The sequence below is a fragment of the uncultured Amaricoccus sp. genome (assembly GCF_937858865.1).
Classification (GTDB): Bacteria; Pseudomonadota; Alphaproteobacteria; order Rhodobacterales; family Rhodobacteraceae; genus Amaricoccus.
Genome location: NZ_CALLYO010000560.1, coordinates 1 through 4,370, shown reverse-complemented (window position 1 = coordinate 4,370; position 4,370 = coordinate 1). Strand labels below are relative to the sequence as shown.

At 75.9% G+C, this 4,370-nt stretch carries 5 protein-coding genes; 1 reads left to right on the top strand and 4 read right to left on the bottom strand.

The annotated features are described in order from the left end of the window. The 3 genes from Q0112_RS16610 to fsa form a co-directional block, all read right to left on the bottom strand. A partial coding sequence (locus Q0112_RS16610; RefSeq protein ID WP_297977100.1) for a site-specific integrase occupies positions 1–398 on the bottom strand: 398 nt, incomplete at its 3' end. Beyond that, entirely contained in the window at positions 395–1,117 is a 723-nt protein-coding gene (locus Q0112_RS16605; RefSeq protein ID WP_297977099.1) for a DUF484 family protein, read from the bottom strand. The genes Q0112_RS16605 and Q0112_RS16610, both read right to left, overlap by 4 nt. A 28-nt stretch (positions 1,118–1,145) precedes the next feature. Continuing rightward, positions 1,146–1,799, bottom strand: coding sequence for a fructose-6-phosphate aldolase (fsa, locus tag Q0112_RS16600; RefSeq protein ID WP_297977097.1), 654 nt, complete (start codon positions 1,797–1,799; stop codon positions 1,146–1,148). Between the two features lie 70 nt (positions 1,800–1,869). On the opposite strand from fsa, the gene Q0112_RS16595 reads away from it, so the two are divergent. Beyond that, entirely contained in the window at positions 1,870–4,092 is a 2,223-nt protein-coding gene (locus tag Q0112_RS16595) for a primosomal protein N' (protein ID WP_297977096.1), read from the top strand. A gap of 15 nt (positions 4,093–4,107) precedes the next feature. On the opposite strand, the gene Q0112_RS16590 is transcribed toward Q0112_RS16595, so the two are convergent. Next, positions 4,108–4,370, bottom strand: a 263-nt coding sequence (locus Q0112_RS16590; RefSeq protein ID WP_297977095.1) for a DegT/DnrJ/EryC1/StrS family aminotransferase, incomplete at its 5' end; no start/stop codon positions are given.

Sequence of the window (4,370 nt, the reverse complement as noted above, 5' to 3'; positions counted from 1 at the left end):
AGCGCCCGCGCCGCGTCGGGGGCGACCGGGCGGGGCAGGCGGGTCCTGATCCGCGGGCCGCGCGTCGCGGTGACGGCGGGGGCGACGAGGCCGCGCGCTTCCGCCAGCCAGGCGTGGAAGCCCTTGACCGCCGAGAGGGCGCGGGCGAGCGAGCGGGCCGAGAGGCCGCGCCCGCGCTCGTGCGCCATCCAGGCGCGCAGGTCGGCGATGGCGACCCGGCCGAGCGCGGCGGCGCCGGCCGGCCCGCCCCAGTGGCCGGCGAGGAAGCCGAGGTAGCCAGAGACGTCGCGCCGGTAGGCCTCGATGGTGCGCGGGCTCATGCCGCGCACGGCGGCGAGCTGCGCCAGCCAGTCCTCGACGAGCTGCGCCGCACCCTCGGACGGCGCGGGCGCGCTCACGCCAGCCAGCGCCGGAGGCTGCGCTCGAAGACCCCGCCGAAGAAGGCGAGGAGGTCGGTGCCCTGGTCGGGGTGGAAGCGGTTGGCGTCGTGCGCGCCGAAGGCGAGGAGCGCGGGGTGCCCGCCGCCGCCGTCGCCGAGGCCGAGCCGGACCAGCGCCTCGGAGCGGATCTCGGGCGCCTCGGCGCCGTAGAAGTCGGGCGAGGCGCTGCGGAGCTGGCGGAGCGTCACCCGCCGGGCGCCGAGGCCGCGCCCTTGCGTGACGTAACGGTCGACGCCGCCGGCGGGCAGCGCCACCACCACGTCGCGGCAGGGGCCCTCCGGGCCGAGGCCGGCACCGGGCTCGGCCGCCGGCGCCTCGAGGCCGAGGCGGATGACCTCGACGGCGAGGATCGGCGCGACGTCGTGGGTGAGCACGCGCAGGAAGTCGGTGAAGTCGTCGGGCTCGAGCAGCGCGAGGCAGGCGCGGTGCACCTGGTTCATGCCGGCGACGTTCTCGTAGGCGGCGGCCAGCACCTCGCGGTGGGTGTCCTCCAGCCGGTCGAGCCGCTCCTCCAGCCGGTCGACGAGGACGCCGCGCAGGTCGACGACGTTGCGCCCCATCGCGCTGCGGTCGGCGGCGAGCAGCGCCCGCATCAGCTCGTGGTCCTCGAGGATCAGGCCGGGGTCGCTGAGGATCTGCTCGCGGATCGCCAGCGTCGCGGGCTCGGTCGTGCTCATGCCTGCTGTCCTGCTGCTCGTTTCTGGTTCAGATGATCTTCTGGCCGGTCGCCGACCAGTCCTTGAGGAAGGCGGTCAGCCCCTTGTCGGTCAGCGGGTGCTCGGCGAGCTTGCGCAGCACCGAGGCCGGCGCGGTGACGACGTCGGCGCCGATCAGCGCCGCTTCCTTCACGTGGTTCACGCTGCGGATCGAGGCGGCGAGGATCTCGGTCTCGAAGCCGTAGTTGTCGTAGATCTGGCGCACCTCGCGGATGAGGTCCATGCCGTCGAGGTTGATGTCGTCGAGCCGCCCGACGAAGGGCGAGATGAAGGTGGCGCCGGCCTTGGCGGCGAGCAGCGCCTGGTTGGCCGAGAAGCAGAGGGTGACGTTGACCATGCGCCCCTCCTCGGAGAGGGTGCGGCAGGCCCTGAGCCCGTCCCAGGTGAGCGGCACCTTGATGGCGATGTTGGGGGCGAGCTGGGCGAGCTTGCGGCCCTCGGCCAGCATCCCCTCGTAGTCGAGCGCCACGGTCTCGGCGCTGACCGGGCCCTCGACCTCGGCGCAGATCTCGCGGATCGCCTCGAGGAAGTCGCGGCCGGCCTTCTTGACGAGGCTCGGGTTGGTCGTCACCCCGTCGACGAGGCCGAGCGCGTTCAGGTCGCGAATCTCGTCGATCTCGGCGGTGTCGACAAAGAATTTCATGGGGGTAGCCTCCGGGTTCAGGGCGTCAGCCCTTGTGGTCGGGGGGGATACTAGCCCAAGGTATTGCGCGATGGAACACCTCAATCCGGGCGGGATCGGGCCCGAATCCGCGCGCCTCTTCGCCGCCGGCGCGCCCGTCGCGGTGGTGCTCGACGGCGGCCTCGACCGGGCGCTCGACTATCGCGCGCCGGCTGGCGGGGTGTGCGCGGGCGACCTCGTCGAGGTGCCGCTCGGGCCGCGCCGGGTGATGGGCGTGGTCTGGGGGCCGGGGGCGGGGTTCGAGCCGGCGAAGCTGCGCGAGGTGGTGCGGGTCCTCGACGTGCCGCCGATGGCGCCGGCGATGCGGAGCTTCCTCGCCAGGGCGGCCGACTACACGCTGACGCCGCTGCCGGCCATGGTGCGGCTGGCGACGCGGGCGCCGGGGCTTGGGGCGCCGCCCGCCGCGCGGCCGGTGCTGCGGCCGACCGGGCGGGCGCCCGACCGGATGACCGACGCGCGGGCGCGGGTGCTCGCGGCCTGCGAGGAGTGCGGCGGGCTCGGGCTGGCGCCGGGGGAGCTGGCGCAGATGGCGGGCGTCTCGGCCGGGGTGGTGAAGGGGCTGGAGGCGCAGGGGGTGCTCGTGCGCGAGGCGGCGCCGTGCGACGCGCCCTATCCGGCGCTTGACCCGGGCGCCGGGCGGCGGGCGCTCTCGCCGGCGCAGGAAGGGGCGGCGGCGGCGCTGCGCGCGGCGGTGGCGGCGGGGCGCTATTCGACGACGCTCCTGAAGGGGGTGACCGGGTCGGGGAAGACCGAGGTCTACCTCGAGGCGGTGGCCGAGGCGCTCTCGCGCGGGCGGCAGGCGCTGGTGCTGCTGCCGGAGATCGCGCTCTCGGTCGAGTTCCTCGACCGGGTGGAGGCGCGCTTCGAGGCGCGGCCGGCGGAGTGGCATTCCGGGGTGACGCAGGCGGCGCGGCGGCGGGCCTGGATGGCGGTCGCCCGCGGCGAGGCGCGGCTGGTGGTGGGGGCGCGCTCGGCGCTCTTCCTGCCGTTCGCCGAGCTCGGGCTCGTCGTCGTCGACGAGGAGCACGACGGGTCCTACAAGCAGGAGGAGGGGGCGCTCTACCACGCGCGCGACATGGCGGTGCTGCGCGCCTCGGTCGAGGGGGCGGCGGTGGTGCTGGCCTCGGCGACGCCCTCGCTCGAGAGCTGGGCGAATGCGGACGCGGGCAAGTACGCGCGGCTCGACCTGCCGGAGCGGTTCGGGGTGGCCGAGCTGCCGGAGATGCGGGCGATCGACCTGCGCGAGCATCCGCCGGAGCCGGGGCGGTGGATCTCGCCGCCGCTGGCGGCGGCGGTGGGCGAGCGTCTGGCGGCGGGGGAGCAGGCGCTCCTCTTCCTCAACCGGCGGGGCTATGCGCCGCTGACCATCTGCCGGGCCTGCGGGCATCAGGTGGGCTGCGACCAGTGCGACGCGCGCATGGTCGAGCACCGCTTCCGGCGGCGGCTGGTCTGCCACCAGTGCGGGGCGACCAAGCCGATCCCGGTGGCCTGCCCGGCCTGCGGGGTCGAGGGGCGGATGACGGCGCTCGGGCCGGGGGTGGAGCGGCTGGCCGAGGAGGCGGCGGCGCTCTGGCCGGAGGCGCGGCTCGCGATCCTGTCGTCGGACCTCGCCGAGGGGCCGGGGGCGCTGAAGGCGCGGATCGACGAGATCGCCCGCGGCGGGGCGGACCTGGTGATCGGGACGCAGCTGGTGTCGAAGGGGCACAACTTCCCGCTGCTGACGCTGGTCGGGGTGATCGACGCCGACCTCGGGCTGCAGGGGGGTGACCTGCGCGCGGCGGAGAAGACCTTCCAGCTCATCCGCCAGGTGGCCGGGCGGGCCGGGCGGGCGGAGCGGCCGGGGCTCGCGCTGATCCAGACGCACCAGCCGGAGCATCCGGCGCTCCGGGCGATCCTCTCCGGCGACGACGAGGCCTTCTGGCGGGCCGAGGCCGAGGCGCGGCGGCGGGCGACGATGCCGCCCTACGGGCGGCTGGCGGCGGTGGTGGTGAGCGGGGCCGACGAGGCGCGGACCTGGGAGGTGGCGCGGGCGCTGGCCCGGGCGGCCGAGCCGCTGCGCGCGGCGCCGGCCGAGGTCTGGGGGCCGGCGCCGGCGCCGATCGCGCGGGTGCGCGGGCGGCACCGGGTGCGTCTCCTGGTGCGCGCCGCCAAGGGGGTGGCGCTGCAGCCGGCGCTGCGCGCCTGGGCGGCGGCGGTGCCGGTGCCGTCGAACGTGCGGGTGGCGATCGACGTCGACCCCCAGAGCTTCCTCTGAGGGTCGGGGCCGCGATCAGGCCGCCGCGAGGCGGGTGTTGCTGCCGCCGCCGATGACCTGCACGCGCTGGCCGACGGAGAAGGTGGGCGAGGCCTGCACGACGGTGATCGTCTGGCCGCTCTCGAGCTGCACGGTCCACTCGATCGACTGGTGGCCGCCGGCGGCCTTGCCGGCCTGCAGGCCCGCGGCGATGAGCGCGATGCGCAGCGACACGGTGCCGTTGACCACGGCAATGCCATGGCGGCACCCGTGCATGGCCGCGAAGCGCTGCTCGAACG

Bases quoted from the DNA above. Each gene is read 5' to 3' on its own strand.
- Q0112_RS16605 (WP_297977099.1), bottom strand. From the start codon at position 1,117: ATGAGCACGACCGAGCCCGCGACGCTGGCGATCCGCGAGCAGATCCTC.
- fsa (WP_297977097.1), bottom strand. From the start codon at position 1,799: ATGAAATTCTTTGTCGACACCGCCGAGATCGACGAGATTCGCGACCTG.
- Q0112_RS16595 (WP_297977096.1), top strand. From the start codon at position 1,870: ATGGAACACCTCAATCCGGGCGGGATCGGGCCCGAATCCGCGCGCCTC.